Annotated in this window: 16 protein-coding genes; 1 reads left to right on the top strand and 15 read right to left on the bottom strand. The window is 48.3% G+C overall.

The window, feature by feature from the left end; translation table 11 throughout:
• Window positions 1-9 precede the first annotated feature (9 nt).
• On the top strand, window positions 10-1,083 hold the full coding sequence (locus ACFVRY_RS05815) for an LLM class flavin-dependent oxidoreductase (RefSeq protein WP_387498241.1): 1,074 nt from the start codon (window positions 10-12) through the stop codon (window positions 1,081-1,083).
• Window positions 1,084-1,315: 232 nt separating this feature from the next.
• Here the strand turns inward: ACFVRY_RS05815 and ACFVRY_RS05810 are convergent, their stop codons facing one another.
• From ACFVRY_RS05810 to iolG, 15 genes are all read right to left on the bottom strand, one after another.
• Entirely contained in the window at window positions 1,316-1,816 is a 501-nt protein-coding gene (locus ACFVRY_RS05810) for an MgtC/SapB family protein (RefSeq protein ID WP_387498239.1), read from the bottom strand.
• Window positions 1,817-1,845: 29 nt separating this feature from the next.
• On the bottom strand, window positions 1,846-2,880 hold the full coding sequence (locus ACFVRY_RS05805; RefSeq protein WP_387498237.1) for a LacI family DNA-binding transcriptional regulator: 1,035 nt from the start codon (window positions 2,878-2,880) through the stop codon (window positions 1,846-1,848).
• Between the two features lie 24 nt (window positions 2,881-2,904).
• Window positions 2,905-3,942, bottom strand: coding sequence for an ABC transporter ATP-binding protein (locus ACFVRY_RS05800; RefSeq protein WP_387498235.1), 1,038 nt, complete (start codon window positions 3,940-3,942; stop codon window positions 2,905-2,907).
• A complete protein-coding gene (locus ACFVRY_RS05795) occupies window positions 3,939-4,982 on the bottom strand; it encodes an ABC transporter ATP-binding protein (RefSeq protein WP_387498233.1) in 1,044 nt (347 codons plus the stop codon). The genes ACFVRY_RS05800 and ACFVRY_RS05795 overlap by 4 nt, the downstream gene beginning before the upstream one ends.
• A gap of 32 nt (window positions 4,983-5,014) precedes the next feature.
• Entirely contained in the window at window positions 5,015-6,160 is a 1,146-nt protein-coding gene (locus ACFVRY_RS05790; RefSeq protein WP_387498231.1) for an ABC transporter permease, read from the bottom strand.
• A 2-nt stretch (window positions 6,161-6,162) separates the two neighbouring features.
• Entirely contained in the window at window positions 6,163-7,161 is a 999-nt protein-coding gene (locus ACFVRY_RS05785; RefSeq protein ID WP_387498229.1) for an ABC transporter permease, read from the bottom strand.
• A gap of 193 nt (window positions 7,162-7,354) precedes the next feature.
• Window positions 7,355-9,277: an ABC transporter substrate-binding protein gene (locus ACFVRY_RS05780; RefSeq protein ID WP_387498227.1), complete on the bottom strand. Its 1,923-nt coding sequence runs from the start codon at window positions 9,275-9,277 to the stop codon at window positions 7,355-7,357.
• A gap of 558 nt (window positions 9,278-9,835) precedes the next feature.
• The gene (locus ACFVRY_RS05775) at window positions 9,836-11,950 is read right to left on the bottom strand and encodes a DUF5054 domain-containing protein (RefSeq protein ID WP_387498225.1); all 2,115 of its coding nucleotides are present in this window, start codon (window positions 11,948-11,950) and stop codon (window positions 9,836-9,838) included.
• Window positions 11,951-11,976: 26 nt separating this feature from the next.
• Window positions 11,977-13,512, bottom strand: a complete 1,536-nt coding sequence (locus ACFVRY_RS05770; RefSeq protein WP_387498224.1) for a Vps62-related protein — start codon at window positions 13,510-13,512, stop codon at window positions 11,977-11,979.
• Window positions 13,513-13,902: 390 nt separating this feature from the next.
• Complete coding sequence (locus tag ACFVRY_RS05765; protein WP_387498222.1) at window positions 13,903-15,096, bottom strand: GntR family transcriptional regulator; 1,194 nt, start codon at window positions 15,094-15,096, stop codon at window positions 13,903-13,905.
• Window positions 15,097-15,200: 104 nt separating this feature from the next.
• The gene (locus tag ACFVRY_RS05760) at window positions 15,201-15,443 is read right to left on the bottom strand and encodes a hypothetical protein (RefSeq protein WP_387498220.1); all 243 of its coding nucleotides are present in this window, start codon (window positions 15,441-15,443) and stop codon (window positions 15,201-15,203) included.
• A 653-nt stretch (window positions 15,444-16,096) separates the two neighbouring features.
• On the bottom strand, window positions 16,097-16,627 hold the full coding sequence (locus ACFVRY_RS05755) for an HAD family hydrolase (RefSeq protein ID WP_387498218.1): 531 nt from the start codon (window positions 16,625-16,627) through the stop codon (window positions 16,097-16,099).
• A gap of 20 nt (window positions 16,628-16,647) precedes the next feature.
• Window positions 16,648-17,661: a LacI family DNA-binding transcriptional regulator gene (locus ACFVRY_RS05750; RefSeq protein ID WP_387498216.1), complete on the bottom strand. Its 1,014-nt coding sequence runs from the start codon at window positions 17,659-17,661 to the stop codon at window positions 16,648-16,650.
• A 98-nt stretch (window positions 17,662-17,759) separates the two neighbouring features.
• Entirely contained in the window at window positions 17,760-18,593 is an 834-nt protein-coding gene (gene iolB / locus ACFVRY_RS05745; protein WP_387498214.1) for a 5-deoxy-glucuronate isomerase, read from the bottom strand.
• Window positions 18,594-18,611: 18 nt separating this feature from the next.
• A complete protein-coding gene (gene iolG / locus ACFVRY_RS05740) occupies window positions 18,612-19,625 on the bottom strand; it encodes an inositol 2-dehydrogenase (protein ID WP_387498212.1) in 1,014 nt (337 codons plus the stop codon).
• Between the last annotated feature and the right edge of the window lie 41 nt (window positions 19,626-19,666).

The following is a 19,666-nucleotide window of genomic DNA, read 5'->3' as shown; positions in this document are numbered from 1 at the left end:
GCGATTGCAGTGGCTGAAACAGCAAACCGCATTGAAATAGGAATTAGTACTTTTCTGGAAACAACTCCCGATTTGAAAACGGGTGAAATTATGAGTCATGCGCAGCGGATGCGCAACGCTGTAGAGGAGATTGTCCTGGCCGATCAGGTCGGCCTGGATGTATACGGTATCGGCGAGCATCACCGGGCGGATTATGCGGGCACCGCTCCAGAGATTGTGCTTGCGGCAGCAGCCTCTGTAACGAAACGTATTCGGCTGACCAGCGCCGTGACCGTGTTATCCTCGGCCGATCCGGTCCGCGTCTATCAGGCCTTCTCTTCGCTAGACGGCCTCTCGAACGGCCGGGCAGAGATTATGGCTGGACGCGGATCGTTCACAGAGTCCTTCCCGCTCTTTGGCTACAGCCTGGATGACTATAACGAGCTGTTCGAAGAGAGTCTGGAGCTGCTGCTGGCTATCCGAGCATCCGAGAAGGTCAACTGGCGCGGCGGACACCGCCCGGCCATTCACAACCTCGGTGTCTACCCACGCTCGGTTCAGGACCCGCTACCGGTCTGGATCGGTACTGGTGGCAACGCGGAGTCCGCCATTCGCGCAGGCGTACTGGGCTTGCCGATCGCCTTCGCGATCATCGGCGGCATGCCAGAGCAGTTCGCGCCACTCGTCCGGCTGTACAAACAGGCAGCAGCACAGGCCGGCCATGATCCTGCAAAGCTGCAAATTGCCACTCATTCGCACGGCTTTGTCAGCGATACGACCGAACAAGCTGCCGAGCTGCTCTACCCGCCGATACAGGCCCAAATGAATGTCATTGGGCGTGAGCGTGGCTGGAGCCAGCCTTATAGCCGGTCGACCTTCGATGCCGCCCGCAGCTTGCGCGGCGCCCTGTATTTGGGCGACCCGGAGTATGTCGCAGAGAAGATCATTCTGCTGCGCAAGAACCTTGGCATTACCCGTTTCTTCCTGCATTTGAGCGCGGGCACGCTGCCACATGAAGAGCTCTTGCACGCGATTGAGTTGCTAGGCACCAAGGTCGCGCCCATTGTACGCAGAGAGTTAGCCCGCATCGAGGGCTGGGAATAATCGAATTGGTTCCAGACTTCGAATTGGGATTGCAAACGAGCTGCCTCATTATGAGCGCAGCTCGTTTTTTTACACCAATAGGCTGTATAGATTGAACTGAAAAATAAAGGGAACGGAATAGAGGGAAAGTTTGGAACTGAAGGTGAGATAGCGACCGCCTAAAAGCTTTCCTTCGGAAAGCTCGCACCGAAAGCATAAGCTCTCCGGATTTTATCCGCGAATAGTGGTACAGCTATGCGCTTAAATCCTTCTTTTCCTCTTTGGATTCCAGCTTCTTGTGCTCCCATTTCTCAATCCACCCGCCTACACGGATGAAGAAGAAGGCCACTACTATTGAAAATGTTACAATCCCGAAGAAGCCTGCCCCAGTTCCAATGCCAACCCCGCCTGCGAACAAGATCATCGCAGCGGACGTCAAGCCTTTCACTTCAAAACCAGCCTTCATGATCAGTCCTGCACCGAGAAAACCGAGACCGGAGACAATCTGTGCCGCCAGACGCATGGGGTCCATCATCGTCCGGTTATGCAGCTGACCGTATACTTCGACACTTTCAATAGATACGATTGTGATTAAGGCAGAAGCAACCGTGACGAATGTGTACGTCTTCACACCTGCCGGCTTGTTCTTGTGGGTCCGGTCGAACCCGATCAGCAGCCCCAGAACGGCACTAATTAGAATCCGAATATAATATTCAAAAGGTACGGCATAGCCAATCGATGTAATCGTTGTCATTTGTTACCTCGCTAACCTGGAACGCCCGGTTACGTCTTATCGACTGGAGCGCAAGAGTCTCTCTCAATAAATTTGCTAGGGACGGTCCAATGATTGTCATATTCCCCCTCCAGCACACCCAGCTTATGCATAAGCAGTCTTACCGACTGTACCCCAAGTTCAGAGGGTTGCAGATCCATTCCTGTCAAAGCGGGCCTTACCTGATGCATCATGGATAAATCGCCGCAGATCACGAATAAAGAAATATCCTCCGGTACAGAGAGGCCGGCTTCGTTGATCGCGTTTAGCGCACTGAGTGCCGAACGGTCATCATCGGCGATGATTGCTGTAACGCGCTCAGGATGATTCTTCAACGTACGCATCGTCTCATCGTACCCATATTTTATATACTCGTCAGAGTGAATATCCGGCTTGCTATAGATCATCTCCGGCTGTACAGTTATTCCGTGTTCCTCCAAAACCCGTACAAATTCCTCCATCCGCTCAATCCCCACGGTCATTCGATCCCCAGCATTCAGGAACATAATATTATGGTGACCCAAACCGATCAGATGCTCACAAATATATCGAATGATTCCCTTGTTGTCGTTGTTGACGGTAGATACATCCTGGATTCCCTCGTTGATGATTCTGCCCACGGTAACGAACGGAATTTCATTTTGGTGCAGGAGATTTATCCGGTCATCCTCTTCCGTTGGGCCGAGCACAATCGCCCCATCGATAGGGTAACTGGCTAGTGAAGGCGTTTTGACCTCACCCGTCGGAATCATATCCAGCAGCACACGGTATCCGTAATTGGAGGCTTCCAACAACACTCCGTTGATAAATTGGTTATGGAACATGCTAAAAAAGAATTTACGGTGCGGAATCATAAGCCCGATCGCCATTGTTTTCTTGGTGACCAGGCTTCTTGCTATATGATTCGGCACGTAATTCAGTTCTTTCGAGACCTGAAGCACTTTCTCCGTTACCTTCTTGCTCGTCGGTCTCTTCTGACTGAATACGTTGGATACCGTTCCTTTGGATACACCCGCCAGGCGGGCCACATCGTCAATCTTCGCCATTTTAGGAATACCCTCTCTTCAACACTAGTTCAATTGCAACTCGTCAGACTCTATGGGAACACCGCGAAGCTGAAGCTTCTCTGCATAATGACATGCAGCAAAATGATTATAACCTACTTCACGAAGCTCAGGCACTTCCTGGATACATTTCTCTGTCTTGTAAGCACAGCGGGGGTGAAAATGGCAGCCGCTTGGCGGATTGGCTGGATTCGGCACTTCTCCCTCCAGAATGATCCGCTCCTTCTTGAATTCGGGATTCGGCTGTGGTACAGCTGACATTAGAGCCTCCGTATAGGGATGCTGAGGATGTCCGAATAGTGATTCCGTTGACGCCAGCTCCACGATTCTGCCCAGATGCATTACGGCTACCCGGTCAGAAATGTTCTGTACGATCGAAAGATCATGTGAAATGAAAATATAAGTGATCTTGAATTGCTCCTGCAGATCTTTGAGCAGATTGATAATCTGGGCTTGAATCGAGACATCGAGCGCAGATACGGCCTCATCACAGACAATCAGCCTAGGCTGTGTAATCAGCGCGCGTGCGATAGCAATCCGCTGCCGTTGTCCCCCGGAGAAGGCATGGGGGTATCTTTTTAAATAACCTACATTCAGTCCGGTCTTCTCGGCAATCTCCGTGACCTTGGCTTCCACCTCATCCTTGCTCAGCTTAAAATTGGCAATCAGCGGCTCGGCAATAATATCAAACACGTTCATCCGCGGACTGAGTGAGGAATATGGGTCCTGAAAAATCATCTGAATATCTTTACGGTAAGCCTTGATTCCTTTACGGTCAAGCTTAAGATAATCAACGGCCTTTTTGTCCTCTGCATGATAGACAACACTGCCCGACGAGGCACTCACACCCCTGACGATACAGCGTCCGAGCGTCGTTTTCCCACAGCCGGATTCTCCGACAATACTGAGCGTCTCCCCTTCAAGTAATTCAAATGAAATATCATTCAGGATATGAACAGGCTTTGGCTTTTTGAACAACGTCTTGTCGGATTTGACTTGAAAGCTCTTGTTCAGCTTGAGGACTTCAAGAATAGGTTTGGTCATTGTGCTTCTCCTTCTCTCTGGTCCGCGTACAGGAAACATCTAACCATGTGCTCGTCGGAAATTGTGATTTTGGGTGCTGATTGCGCATTACATACACCTTCGATCCGGTCCTTGCAGCGGTCATAAAATCCACACATCGGCGGCATGTTAATTGGCATTGGAACGGAGCCTTCAATGGAATCCAATCGTTTACTCTTGTTCCCGCCTAGTCTCGGCATAGATCGGAGCAAGCCTTTAGTGTAAGGGTGCTTCGGATTATTGAAAATTTCTTTCACCGGTGCCTGTTCCACGATTTTCCCAAGGTACATCACCGCGACCTCATCGCACATCTCGGCGATAATCCCCAGATCATGCGTAACCAGCAGAATCGCCATGCCGAACTCCGCCTGCAGACTTTTCATGAGCTCCAGCACTTGCGCCTGAATCGTCACATCGAGCGCTGTCGTCGGCTCGTCAGCAATCAGAATCTCCGGGTTGCAGGACAATGCCATAGAGATCATCGCCCGCTGGCGCATCCCTCCCGAGAATTCGTGCGGGTATTGGTCAAACCGTTTCGCCTGATCGGAAATGCCGACTTTGCTGAGCATCTCCAGCGCGATTTTCTTGGCTTCCTTCTTATCCTTCGTCTGGTGCGTTCGAATCGCTTCCATAATCTGATTCCCGATCGTATACATTGGCGAGAAGGCCGTCATTGGCTCCTGGAAGATCATCGAGATTTTCCGGCCACGGATAGAGCGGATCTGTTTACCAGTAGGCTTAAGAGATAAAAGATTTAGATCCTTCAGCGCCGACTCCGATTCCGAATTGTAAGTGATCGTTCCACTCGTTTCACATTCCTTCGGATTAATGCTGATGATAGAACGGCTGGTTAAGCTTTTACCGCAGCCTGATTCACCGACAAGGCCCAGCGTTTTGCCTTTGTAAATATTGAAGTCTACCCCATCCACGGCATTCATGATGCCACTTTCCATTTGGATCTTGATCTTTAAATCCTGAACGGACAGTAAAGGTTGCTCTTTATGAGCCGCTTGAGTTGCCATGCTATCCCCTCGCTTGCCTAGTATTTGTGACATTATTTTTTGTACGGGTCAGCCGCGTCGCGCAAGCCGTCACCAATGAAGTTATAGGTCAATACGGTCAGAATGACTGCACCCAGCGGAAGCAGCTTCCATGGATACAGGGCCACATTCTCGATCTTTTGGGCCTCCTGCAACAGTACACCCCAACTGGTCGCCGGCGAACGGACACCGAGTCCGAGGAAACTCATGGCTGTCTCCCCCAAAATCATGCTGGGGATTGCCAATGTCGTCGCTACGACTAGATAGCTCATAAAGCCAGGCAGCATATGCTTTACAATAATTTTCGTATTACCTACGCCAGCAATTCTCGCCGCTACCACATAATCTTCATTCTTGAGCGAGATGAACTTGCCTCTAACGACACGTGCCAGATCAGTCCATCCAATGAACGCAAAGATGATAACGATGTACAAATACATGGTCACCACCGGAATACGCGGCGGAATCGCAGCAGACAAAGCCATCCACAGCGGCAACGTAGGGAAGGAACGAATAATTTCGATTACACGTTGAATCAGGGAATCAAGCCAGCCCCCAAAATAACCGGAAATCCCACCGATAATTAATCCCAGAATAAAACTGATGCCTACGCCGACTAAAGGAATACTGAGCGAGATTTGACTCCCAAGCACAATCCGGGAAAACAGATCACGACCCATGCCATCCGTACCAAGCAGGAAGATTCGCCCCGGCTCTTCTACTGCGAACAAATGGGTCGACATCGGAATCAGGCCCAAAAGTTTATATTCCTGTCCTTTCACGAAGAACTTGAAGGAGTATTTTTTCTCTGTATCATGAACAAATATTTTACGTAAAGTTTCCGGGTCGCGCTCCGTTTTCAGCTCATAAACAAACGGTTTGATGTGAAACTTGCCTTCCGCGTCGACAAACCGGAGACCCATAGGCGGAGCATTGACGTATTTACTGTCATAGCTTTGCAGATCATATGGCGCGATGAATTGTGCAAACAAAGCTACGAGGTATAGCAAACCCAGAATATACATACTGATCCGAGCCAGTTTATGCTTCTTAAATTTCTGGTAAATCAGCCGCCATTGCGAGCTGTAAACCGTGTCTTTGGGTGCCGCGGTGACCTGGGCTGCCGGTTTTTGACCTTTGAATAACGGTAGTGTTCTCATGATTAAGATCCCCTGAACTCTGTACGGATTTTTGGATCAAGCCAAGCCAGCAGAATATCGGAAATCAGGGTTCCGAGTACAGTCAGTAGGGCCATAATTAATAGGAAGGTTCCGGCAAGATACATATCCTGTCCCAGTAGGGCGTTATGCATGACCGGACCTTGAATCGGCAGGTTCAATACAATTGCTGTTATGGTCGCGCCCGTAAAGATCGAGGATAAAGACCAGCCAAAGGTGCTCACAATCGGATTCAAGGCTGCACGTGTCGGATACTTGAACAAGATTTGCATCTCTGACAAGCCCTTAGCGCGGGCAGTGACCACATTCGGTTTATTCAACTCGTCAAGCATCTGTCCCCGCATGATCCGGACCAGATCTGCGGTACCCGAAAGTCCGATGACGATAACAGGGATGACCATATGCTGCATTAAGTCTTTAACTTTGTCCATCGACCACGGCGCATTTACGTATTCAGGCGAGAATAAGCCGAGTAACGGGTTGCCGAACCATTTATAGGACAGGAACATCAGAATAATCGCCAGCAGGAAGTTCGGGGTAGCCATCCCGATAAAGCTCAAGCCCGAGAAGACATAATCTCCTACGGAATACTGCTTGACTGCTGTGTAAATCCCGATGGGAATCGCAACGATATAATGAAAGGCCATAGTAACCAGGGAGACGACCAGCGTCAGACCCATATATTGCTGAATGACGGCCATAACCGGCTTGTTATAGTTAAACGAAAATCCGAAATCGCCATGCAGAATGATTTTTTTCATCCACATAAAATACTGCTCATAGATCGGCCGATCCAGGCCCAGATTTGCCCGCATCTGATTCATTTCCGCCTGACTCATAATATCGCCGGAAGCGGACATTTTGGCCGCGTAAGAGGAGACATAATCTCCAGGCGGCAATTGAATGATATAGAAGACGATGAAGGAGATTAAGACCACCACAGGTATCGCCAGCAGAATTCGTCTGATAATGTATTGAAGCACTTTGCAATCCTCTCCTCTACAACACTTAATGATACAAGTAGAAACGGCTTTGCCGTCCTCTAAGGGACGGTATCCGTTTCAGTGAGAAATATAAGAATGATTTATAGCGTAAAACCTATAAATCCTTATATTTCAAAAGGAAACAATAGCGGGGATGTGATCCCCCGCTATTGCCACCAGAACGCTTCAAAGCTTATTGCTTGATAAAGAATTGCACTGGATGTCCTTGGCCCAAGGAACGATATTCGTCAGACCAGATGGCGTCAGTAGGAATGTTGTGAATTTTATTGCTCGCAACAATCAGCACTGGCGTTGGTCCTGCATAGCCGATCACCCATTGGTTCTTCTGATGCAGCTTCACGATTTCATTGCTGTAATTGTTGATATCCTCAAGTGTTTTGCTTGATTTCACTTTATCCCAGTACTCTAGGATTTTCGCTACATCACCTTCCGGTTTAACGCCTTCTTTACCGCCGGATTGTGTGTAGAGCCCGTAATGACCCAGCCATGGCGTCATGACACGAAGCGGAACGAGAGTATCCGGACGGAAGGCTACGTTAGCGACAGAGATATTCTCGGTATGCATTGGAATCTGGTTAGCGTACTTCATGTCGAATTGGGTAGTTCCATCTACGATTTTCACATTCGTTCTAAGACCCATTTCTTCATAGTACTTCTTGAGCAGCTCCAGAAATGGCGCATTGTCAGTCGTACCTTCGACAATGGTCAGCGTCAGCTCCGAACCGTCAGCATTGGTACGGAAATTATTCTTATCCCGCTTGGTCAGACCCAGTTCATCGAGGATCTTGTTCGCGCGTTCTGGATCATATTCAGCCCACTGTTTATCCCAGCCTTCCTGATACCCCATAATCCCTTTCGGAACAGAAGCCTGAATCGGCTCGCCAAGTCCGTTGGTTACGATCTCAGAGACTTCGTTCCGGTCAACCCCGATCGAAAGCGCTTCGCGGAATTTGATATCCTGGAACAGCTTGCGCAGGTTCGGATCTTCTGTCGTCTGGTTCAATTGAATACCCGCACTGGACCAAGATGGCTGTGTCCATGGAATGATGCGGAAGTCGGCTTTTTTCTCATTTTCCTTCAGAACTGTGAAGTCCTTGGAATCAAAAATGGTCAAGTTATAATCACCAGAAAGTGTACCTAGCACCTTTTGGCTCGGATCTTGAATCTTGGTTGCTACAATCCGGTCAATGTAAGGCAGCTGTTTGCCTTCTGAATCTGTTTTCCAATAGTAAGGGTTGCGTTCCATCACGAATTGGTCACCGTTAGGATCATTCGTTGGTACCCAAGCACGAAGTGTCGGGATTTGGTAGTGCAGCCAGTCCGTATATCCGGTCTCCATAAGGAAGGTTTTCGGATCTTCATAGCCCCATTCCTTGGTGATCTCCAGTGTCTTCGCATCGCCTACAAATTCAGGCAGGATTGTCTTATGGAAGTGTGCCGGAGCAAAGAACCACTTGTTGTCGATAGCTACACGTTCCAGGAAGAGTACGCTTGGATACTTGTGAGTCACTGTAAAGGTGTAATCATCCACCTTCTTGACTTCTGCCAGCGCTCTGTCGCCGGTTGCCGGATCGACGGAATAATAAGCATCGTAAATCTTTTTACCGAAAGTCTCTTTAGTTAGCATGTGCTCCCAATAGAAGAGGACATCATCGGCTGTGAAAGGAACACCGTCAGACCATTTCATGCCTTCCCGCAAATGAATGGTGAACACTGTAGAATCCGCGTTAACTTCATAGCCTTTGGCTACGTTGGGTTCAACCTTATTGCCTTCCTTATTGAAGCGGAATAGCGCTTCTTCAGTCGGTTGGCCAACTGACCACTTGTCAGCAACACCATTCCAAGGCATTTTCCAGTCGCCGCCATACTCTCCGATTTCATCAACGACATTCTCAATCATAATGTCCTTGGCAGCCGGAAGACGCTCTTCCAGCTTAGGCAGCTTTCCTTCAGACACCAGCTTAGCCAGATTCGGCGACTCTTTAGTGTTATTAGTCTCTTTGACGATCGTTTCTTTCACATCCGGCGATTCCTTAACCTTATCAGCTACGTTGTTAGAAGAAGAGAACGAACATCCTCCCAAGGCCGTAGTCATAAGGATAAGGCCAATTAACAATTTGCTTCCCCTTTTCAAGTTAACCCCTCCGTGTTTAGATTTACGATTTGTCTAGCGGAACTTGCTCTAGTTGTCTCCCACCTCCCAAGTGGAATTAAACCGATTTAACATAAATATAGAGTGCTATGTAAAATCAATATTAAACCGGTTTAATAAGAGCTTTAAAAAAATAATGGGCCTGTAACCTAACCCCATATTAAACCGGTTTAAATATCGTTAATACCAAAATGAAAACGCTTTATTTGTATAATACATGGAATTAAGCGCTTAATCAATACACAATTAACAGAATGTTCAATATTATTTTAAAATATAAGGATATATGTTTTACACGATAAATCATCCTTATATTTCTCGCTGAAACGGATACCGTTCCCTTAGAGGACAGCAAAGCCGTTTCTACTTGAGATGAATAAAAGAGGGCTTTACCTTATTTGCAACCCGCTAATCCCTCTTACTTGTCCTATTATAGGACTTAAATGTACTAGGATTATTAGCTGATCATCAAATTTCGGTAAAACCCCTGCTTATTTCCTTTTATTTGAGATTGGAATGTGTGTTTAGACGGAAGCGGAACTTCGCGTCATCTCCGTACCACATCGGGAAGTTTGTTCCCCATTTGTTGTTGTGGAGATTGAAGTGCCATCCACCTGCCAGCGAAACAAAGGTATTGTCGAACTGCAGTAGTCTTCTCTGACCAGGTGCGACCAGTGCAGAATCCAGTGCTGCAATCGAAGCTCGGCCGTCTGCCCCTTCATAGAAAACACCACGATCTATGGCATGCAGATTACGGTTGCCATCCTTCACGACATTCAGAGGTGAGATTGGACCACCGAGCTTATCCATCATCCACAGATTCGGGTTATCCACCTTCAGGCCGCAGCTGAACCAGCTGGCTTCCGGCAGGCGATTGGCATCTTTTCCGAACCACTGCAGACTAACGTCCACTCCACCGTCTCCGGCAAAGGTGTAGATCAGCTCCAGTTCCTTCGGTGCTCCGTATACTTCATGAGCTTCCTTAGGCATGGACAGACGAAGCAAGTATTGATCTCCGTTCGCACCACTTGTCTTTTGCAACTCCCGGACAATCGGCTTGTATATGCCATGACTTGGCAGCGGACGCACGAATTCAAAACCCGGCTTGCTGAAGTCGGCATCTGCCCACGGATGTGTTAAAGGCAGGTTCTGCATGTACGTACGGAAATATCTGTTGTAATCATCTGTACCGAAAGTTTCGTAGATGTATTCACCAAACGGATGCTGGGTATCCACCCAGTTCTTGCCGTTGCTGTCGATCAACTGGATCAGAGCGCCGTTCTCATTGAAGGCAACCTCATAACCGCCGCTGTTGTAGGCCGAATGGCTGACAAATGCAGACGACCCGGACAACTCATTCTTCACTGGCTTCAATTGTTCAAAAGCTGCCCGTGCTTCGGCTTGTTTATCTTCGCTCAATGCAGCGACAGCTGTGTCCAGATATCCACGCTGCTCCGCCCAAGAACTCTCGATCATCGAGTACGTGCGGCGGCTGGTCTCGGAAGCGAATAATCCGCTGGAATGCTTGTCGAACTCGTCCATGGCGAATGCACCGATGTATTGGAATTTGGCCGGGATATCATTCACGTCGATATCGTCAACTTTCCGCGCCTTATTAAAGTCTGGCTTCGCGTAGTTGCGGAAATCCGGTAGCCATTTCTTCACATCAAGACCCCACGTATGCTCTACAACAAGCAGCAAGGCGTCACTGAAACCTTTATATTCAGCGCTTGCGATATCAATCCGGCCCTCGGCCAGCCACTTGTCTCTCAAACGCTGCAGCTCACGAAGCTTAGCAACCTTCAGCGGATCAGTAGCTCCGCCGTGAATCCAGGTATCTCCAAGCTCTTCACGTACTACAGGCAGTTGGTCGCTAACTGTAAGCAATTGTTCAGCAAAAGCGTCCAGCGAAGAAGCAATAATCTCTGCATCCGGGTAACGCTCTTGAATATGCTCAAACTGCTCACGAATCTCTTCTGCACTTGGCGGCCCGCAATTGTCACCTGTATGCGCGAACAGCAGGATATCGTCAAGATCGTCCAATTCTACGGCTTCACCGTAAGTTCCAGCATAGTTAACAATAATTTCGCTGCCGTCTGCCGCTTGCCATCTGAACAGCTTTGGCACATCTGGACGCATAGAGGCCGGATTCACGCCAAGGTGCATATAGCGAATGCCTGCTTCGCTCATGTATGGCACCATCGACAGGGTGTGGCCTGGTACGTCTGTCATTTTCGAAGCAATTGTCTTTTTGCCAAATTGAGCATCCAGCTCTTGACTGATCGACAGACCGTAGCGGAATAAGGCCGGGTCCATTAGCTCGGTATGCGTTGTGAATGGTAAGCCGTGCCAGACGATGTGACCTTTGCGGATCGCCTCATCCATAGCTTTCTTGCCTTCGTCAGACGCATGATCCAAGTAATAGCGAATCAACCAGGAGCCTGTGGTCCATACGAAACGCTCTTTACCACCTTTGGCTTCAAGCTCCGCAGCTAGCGCGATTGCTTTTGGAATATACTCCTCCATGTACTGCTTTACTACATTTGCTGCCAGATGGGTAAAACCGATATCGAGGTGGGTCTTAAAAACAACGTGTACTTTTTTTCTGCTAGTCATGGTTGTATGCCTCCGTTTTAAATAAATTAGTCGAGAACTACATCGTTCGTAAGCGCGCCTTTTTCTTGCGGGCCGGTAGGTCCGCCAGCCAGGAGCGGCTGTCCAAAGAAGGAGCCTTGCGCAGGATTACCAAATTTGTACACCGAGAGACTGTTCGGATTGCTATAATCTCTGTCCAGCCAGGACGGCCACGCATTGCCGAGGCCATTGCCTGTCAAAGAGTTCGGGTAGTACTGGAATGCCTGAATATTGTTCCATGTATCCCATGCGGTTCCTTGGTTCGCCACATCAATCAGTTGTGTAACGACCAACTCTTTATACACATGATTGCCTGGATCTTTCCACATTCCGTGGGAGCCAAAAGCGGAATAGGCTACCGGATGGGTGTTATTCACTTTATCTACTTCATTCCAGTTGTATGTTGTGCCGAAAGAATGGGCACCATAATAAACTTGAACCGGTTTAATAAAATTCGTGCCTTGGTCCGCGAATTTAGCCAATCTTACTGTTACACGTTCCCAATCCCCAACGTGATCGCCTACTTCTGTACCGAATACGGTCTTACCAAGATCATAGGCGCTGTACTGGAAGTATACCAGATCGACATTGTTATACTCTTTCTCTACCCAGAAGGCATAGATTGGAGCAGTGGCCAAATCGCCTGAGAAATGAGGGAGCTTCAGTGTGTATGGGTTGAGTTCCGTTTTAGTTTTGAATTCATACAGTCCGGAGCTAGGATTTATATAACGGTCCAAGTGCGGCAATGTAAACTCTACAGAAGCTGGGAAATACGTCTCTCCTTGGGCGAACCAGATCCTTGGCGCAAAGGTTTGTAAAAGCTCACGTTTGGCCGTATCACTGTAAGCATTGCCTGGCACCGCTCTGGTTGTGGAATCCTGTGGTGAAATGGCCTCCACCTTCAAGCTGGATACCGAATCATTGATGTCACTGCCTACATAGATCGCATCTGCGGTCAGAACCTTGGAGGTACCAGAGTAGTTATAATCTTTGAATAGTGTAACCTTATAACCCGGTGCTATACGAATTGCAGAAATAGCGTCATTTCCCACGCCAGCCTTCAGATCATCCACATTGTAATTGCCAATATCAAACTGCTGCTCGAATCCGCCATAAGGAGAATTGGAGTAGGCAATAACCGGCTTGTTCGGACCGCCAATCTTCTCAACCTTGAGGCTGGAAGTAGCATCGTTGAAGTCATCCAGCCAGCTTGCATCGCCGGTTAGCTGCTTGGTGTCACCGGAGAAATCCTTGTCCCGATACAAGGTCAAGCGATAACCCGATGCTACCTTGACTGAAGAAATTTTATCGTTGCCGACGACATTTAGCTCGTTTACATTGTAAAGGCCAATCCCAAACTGCTGGGAGATGCCGCTAAAGTCGCCATCCCTATACACTGTTACCGCATTATTATCTGCCGCTAGTACTGACTGATTTTCTTCCGCCAGTGCTGATTGAGCTTCTTCCGCCAGTGCGGGCTGTGCTACCGGTAAGATAAGAGATACTGCCAAGAACGATGTTGCAAGCAAAGATTTGATTGTCATATTCGGGCTCCTCTTCGAATGATGATTTCATTTTCTGCTAACATTCATTTCTTCAGGCTTCTGTAGGTCTGATCTCAGGATGTATGATAACGCTTCCTAAAAGGTCCTCCTTTCATGATTAAAGATAACTATACCCTCAGGGTAATCTATGTCAGTGACATATACAATAACAAAATCAATTTTGCTATGTAAATTTTTTCGAGGATATATTCCATTATTAGACTATATTTTACAATATTATTGCATATTTTAGGGATAAAGATAACACTGATAAGATTTATTTTCCAATCTCAAGAAAAACAAATCTATGTGTCACTGACATACAAAGAAGCCTATACGATCACAAACATGTGATAGCATAGGCTTGTTAGCTAAAAACCCCTATTACATTCAAAGATGGAGATCACGCACAGAGCTTCGTTCGATAATGGTCGTGTTTACCTTAATCGATACCGCCCCTTCCTTGGAATTCTCCATACGTTTGCAGAGAAGATTGACTGCTGCCTGACCCAACTGCTGCGTGGTTTGTCTGGCTGTAGTCAACGGGACCGGCAACAAACTGGCAAGCTGGATATCAGAAAACCCGATGATGGACAGATCATCAGGAACCGCCTTGTCGATTGAAAGAGCTGTGTTCAAGCAAGAAGTCGCCAGATAATCATCCGCACAGAGGACCGCCGTCATGTCAGGATTATTTTGCATAAAATCAGCCAGTTCCTGATTGGAGCCGTTCAGGTTCAACATGTAATCCTCTGCGCAGTTCAGGTTAATATTACGCCCATTCACAGGTAGCTCATAATCCAGCATGGCCTGCATATATCCTTTATAACGGTCTTCCCGGCTTGTCACTCCATCAAATGGCATAGAGAGATAACCGATTTCCCGATGCCCCCTCTGTATCAAATATTCCGTCAAATTATAGGCACCTTGATGGTGGTCATGATAGACACAATCAATGTTAACCTCGCGAAAAATCCGGTCGATGATCACCAGCGGGTAGTTTAGTAAATTAAGCTCCAGTACCTTCTCACTGCAATGTGTTCTACCTCGAGGGTATAGAATAATTCCGTCCACTCCGTCATCATATAACTCCTGCAGGCTGCTGCTCTCATCCTCTTTATCGGTAGTCATGCGAATAAGCAGGTGACAACCGGATTGGCGGGCTTCCCGCTCAACGGATGCTATAATTCTGGCCACATAATCATCCACGTTCGGAAACACAAGAGCGATCCTCCGCTTGACCGGCGTCTTGCCCCCATCTGCTTGATCCGCTGCAATCTCCCTGTCGGGTCCCGAATAGTCACCTGACATAAAAGTACCCCGGCGCGCCAGTCGGTATACAATTCCCTGTTTCTCCAGAATCTGTAGCGCCAGTTTTGCTGTCATGCGGCTGACAGAATACAGCTTGGCCAGCTCTGCCTCAGACGGCACCGGATCATGCGGCTGCAGCTTGCGCTTGCGAATTTCCTCCAGCACTAGATCAGCAGTTTGCAAATATAACAGCGGTTTCCGATCCGACTTCTGTTGTTGTTCTTCCATGTAAGCATCTACCTCAATTCCGTATTGCTGTCTTTCTTTTGTCATTCTCTCATGAAAAAGATAGTTCGATACAGCTATTGTACAATCCTGTTCAAGAACCGCCACTTTTATCGCTAAGTAAGACGAACTTTAGATCCGCACTTAAAGGCTCAGTTGTCACTACGGTGAATGTTTGCACTTCCGCTCGCTGGTTGTCCCCAGATTCCTTCGATTAAACCGCTTATAGCGGTCGAAGACTGGCGACAGCTCACACATCCAGCGTGATGAGCTTTACTCCGGGGATTGCTGCGGTGGCTTCCTGCGTAGGCTTCCTGCAGAGGTTTGACCACCGCCTTGGGCCAAGCACCCCGTGCCGGGAAGCGCACGCGGTGCGAAAAAAATCTTTCAGGCAAGGGCTACGCTCCTATAATTCCAAACCTTCCACCTAGAAGAAATAGGGGGCAACAGCGGCCGCAGTCCCCACTTCACCGGAATATCCGTCTGAGCCCACATTCGAGCTTAGGAAGAGTTTGATAACAGGAAAATATACCGTTAATTGTTTCTTTCCACCTTATTTACGATAAATAAAGGGAATTCCTCCAGTTAAATATCTATTTTTTCCTTCAATGATCTAGATTTGAGGTAATTAACGGGATATTTTCCAGTTATATTTAGGAAGGAAGAGAATTTAATCAGAATAACAGGAGTTATTCCCGTTATTGCAATGCCCTATCGAGTGAATTTGAGCTTTTCGGCACATTTGTCACTTGATGGAGTGAAATCCTTGTGAACTAAGCATTCAGAAGAGTTCATTTCTATTATGTACCCTTAAGCCAAGAAAGTCGTTATTTAGGCGCCAGTGTCATTTTCAAGATCACATTGTGTTTTAAATGCGTTCTATATAAAAATATAAAAAAACAGCCCTTTGTCCGAAGAATGGTTAGTAACCCATCCTTCGGACAAAGGGCATGCATAGATTGAACTTGAAATTTTCAACGTGGGACAGGTGTCCCTATCCCCCATTGATATTTTCGAGCACAATCTATACAACAGGCAATCTGCCTTATTATTGCAGTTCAGCATTCAGCCGTTCAATGAGCTCAAGCAATTGCAGCGGTTCACTGACGGTGTGTGTCGGCCGTTCGGATTCATCCGCCGGCTCGTGAGGATAACGCGGCGTCCAGCTCTGAAAGATGCTGGTGATGCCAAGTGCGTTGGCTCCCTTCATATCACGGCTCAGGTTGTTGCCGATCATGACGGTCCGGGAGAAATCTTGCTCAGACAAGTCAAGCGCACCGATTGCGGCCTTGAACATCCGAGGGCTAGGTTTGATCGCTTTAATATTCTCAGAAATGATCATTGCGCTGAAATAATCGTGAAGTCCATGCTGCTTGAATACGTTCTTGAAAGATTGTGCGTCACCATCGGCTACCAAGGCCAGCGTGTAGCCTCTCTCGTGCAGCGTTTGAATCGTGATATCTGCTCCAGGAATCAGATCCGCACTGAGAACGATGCCCTCTTCGTCCCGAATCTCAGTCGATTCATCAACAATAGTATCGCCGCTGTCAAAAAAGATAATTAACTTCTTGTCGTCCATATTCTTTATGACCATCCTCTTCATTCGATTGGCGGACTGCCTGTGGACTCCCGAATGACCAGTTCTGGCTGCATGACAATTCTCTGCTTGATTTCATCCGCATTATCCAGACTGCCGATCAACAGATCGAACGCCAGCTTCACCATTTGATCCATGGGCTGGGCAATGGTTGTCAGCGTCGGATTCGTCACGGTGGACAGTATGGTATCGTCAAAGCCGATGATCGAGAGCTGTTCCGGTACGGATATGCCCGCTTCCTTAGCGGCCTGCAGTGCGCCGATAGCAAGCAAATCGTTGCAGCAGAACAATGCCGTGGGACGTTCCGATCCGCGAATAATCGCAGCGGCTGCCCGTTTGCCGTCTTTAATATTCGACTCACAGGACAGAATCTCCTCCGGGTTCAGTGAAATTCCCGCTTCGAATAATCCAAACCGGAAACCTCTAACCCGCTCAAAGCTGCTGCTGACCTTGAAATTCTCCGAAAGAACCGCCACTCGCTTATGGCCCTTACCCAGCAAATACCGGGCAGCAAGCTCGCCACCTCTGAAGTCGTCCGTTAGGACACTGTGCACCGAAATACCTGCCGCCTCACGCGCAATCATGACGATCGGAAAGGATTTCTCTGCGAGCAGCGCCAGAATCTCTGCATTCTCCAAGCCGGTTCCGATCAGGATTCCGTCAACGTTCTTTTGCTCCAGCAGCCGGATGTATTTCTCCACACGCTCATCCCTGTTGTCGGTACTACAAACGATGACACTGTAACCTCCGGAATGCGCCAGATCCTCTACCGTTCTAGCAATCTCAGAGAAAAAGGGGTTGGAGACGTCTGGAATCAGAAGACCTATCGTGTAGGTCTTCTTCCCCATCAAAGCAGACGCAATGACACTGGGCTGATAATTCAGTCGCTCCATCACCTGCAGAATTTCTTCACGCCTTTTCTTGCTTACTTTCCCTTTACCATTAATTGCGTTGGAGACGGTGGCAATCGATACGCCCGCTTCCTTCGCAACATCATATATCGTCGTTGCTTTCATGGCATAGCCTCATTATTATCGGATTGTTAAGGGATAGCTTGTCTACGGTCAAACCCCTATCCCGTTATTATCCGATGAATATACTCTTTTTGCAACACTCATTCACTCTCCGTTGGAGCAGTGGTGCGAGGTTGTGCAAGCCATTCGTGATCTGGATCATTGTGGAATTTCCAGATCCGGGTTGGTCCAGCCATCACGTTCAGGTAGTATACATCATAGCCAGGAGGCGCCGAGACAGGGTGATACCCTTTCGGTACAAGCACGGCTTCGCTATCTTTGACAGCCAACGTCTCGTCGAGAGAACGGTCATCCGTATACACGCGCTGAACGGCAAAGCCTTGTTCAGGCTTCACATGGAAGTAATACGTCTCTTCCAGCAGTGACTCGTTGGGTAGGTCATCCCGGTCATGCTTGTGTGGAGGATAACTCGACCAATGGCCCTGCGGTGTGAATACCTCGACCACCAGCAGACTGTCTGCCGGTTCCTGCTCCGGTAAAATATTATGGATGAACCGCTGCGTAGTTCCTTCTCCTCTAACCTCAACGCCTACATCACTAGGAGCGATCAGACGTGCGTCATGGTTTCCGTGGCCTGGGGCCTTGCATACCGCAAGCTCCAGTTCAGTAACAGCTGTCACCTTGAAACGGTTGTCGTTCGGGACATAAACAGAATAAGGAGGAATTTGCTCGAACACGCTCATTCTCTGTCCGATATTAAGCCAGGAAGCATTGGCAGTCGCGATGTCTGCTCTACCACTCAGAAGCACCAGACATACTTCGTTCCCGTCTGTAGACTGGCTTAACGTCTCGCCCGGACTCAGTCGATAGACCTCAAAGCCTACATAGGTCCAGCCAGCGGACTCCGGTGTTACCGATAGAGCGGGATGATTTCCTGAACGTTGTGAATCCGGACTTACAATCAGCTTGCTCACGCTTTTCACTACCTTTCCTTATTGTAATTCCGAGAGTTTTACCGGACGGTTCTCTTGCAAAGATAGCTTCGCTGCCCGGGCAATTCTTTCCGCCTGCCAGCCGTCATTTCCGTTGACCGAAACTGCCTTGCCCAGTAGGAGGGTATCAATAAATTGCTGAGTTTCATCTACATATGCTGCATTATAACGTTCCAGGAAGAAGTGCAGCGGCTTGTCGCTTTGGATGCCGTCTTCTGTACTCAAAACAGCTGTATTCGGGAAATCATTGGCAGCTGTCACAGAACCCTTCGATCCGAACACCTCCACACGTTGATCATAACCGTAAGCCGCCTTGCGGCTGCAATCGATGACGCCAAGCGCACCGTTCGCGAAACGGAGGGTCACAATCGCGGTATCCACATCGCCATATAGGCCGAACACAGGATCAATCAGTACGCTACCTTGTGTGTATACTTCTTCAACTTCACTGCCCGAGAGGAAACGCGCCATATCAAAGTCATGGATCATCATATCCATGAAGATGCCCCCAGAGACCTTAATGTATGCTTCTGGTGGCGGCCCAGGATCCCGGGAGGTAATCTTGATCAGTTGGGTGTCGCCAATGGCACCGTTCTGTACATGCTCACGTACCCGCTTGAAGTTGTGGTCGAACCGGCGGTTGAAGCCAACTTGCAATTGTACGCCTGCCTTAGATACGGCTTCGATAGCTTCTTCCGTCTGACGGATATCCATACTGAGTGGCTTTTCACAGAAAATATGTTTACCCTGCTCTGCTGCCTTCTTGATCAAAGGGACATGCGTATCTGTGGAAGAGCAGATAAATACAGCATCAATCTCTGGGTGGTTCAGGATCTCTTCACTGTCTTTAGTGACGATGGCAATGCCTCTGGAGGCCGCCCATTCTTCAAGTTCCGGACCTGCGAACAAGTCGCTCACAGCTAGAATCTCTGCCTCTGGATGTCTGATCAGGTTGTCGGCATGGATTTTTCCGATTCTGCCAGCGCCGATAATACCGAATTTCAGTTTCTTCATAGTCGTCAGCCTTTCTGTAGTGGGGTGTAAATTCGATTCCG

The organism is Paenibacillus sp. NPDC057934 (genome assembly GCF_042887565.1).
Taxonomy (GTDB): Bacteria; Bacillota; Bacilli; order Paenibacillales; family Paenibacillaceae; genus Paenibacillus_AQ.
The sequence above is the reverse complement of the archived record's forward strand: the minus strand, read 5'-3'. Positions and strand labels throughout refer to the sequence as shown.